At 59.2% G+C, this 316-nt stretch carries 1 pseudogene; it reads left to right on the top strand.

Annotated elements, in window-relative coordinates:
- Positions 1-69: 69 nt before the first annotated feature.
- Positions 70-316 (top strand): annotated as a pseudogene (locus AC5ZFO_RS48405) (IS110 family transposase); the annotation flags it as partial.

The raw sequence follows: 316 nt of genomic DNA, 5'->3' as shown, positions 1-316 counted from the left end.
GCCAATGGTATGGACCCCGCCCTCGCCGCGGTGGAATCTTGAGCGTCAACTGCAGTGAAGGAGGATATCATGCAGGTCGTTCGGATAGGTCTAGATCTGGCGAAGTATGTCTTCGAAGTTCACGGCGTCGACAACCACGGGAAGGTCGTTGTACGAAAGAGGTTGCGTCGCGATGCGGTGGCCGGCTTTTTCGCCAATTTACCGGCCTGCCTGGTCGGCATGGAAGCTTCCAACGGGGCCCACTATTGGGCTCGCGTGCTCACGGCGCTTGGCCATCAGGTCCGACTGATCAGCCCTCAGTTCGTGACGCCATACG

Source organism: Bradyrhizobium sp. Unk1 (assembly GCF_059512345.1).
The sequence above is the reverse complement of the archived record's forward strand: the minus strand, read 5'-3'. Positions and strand labels throughout refer to the sequence as shown.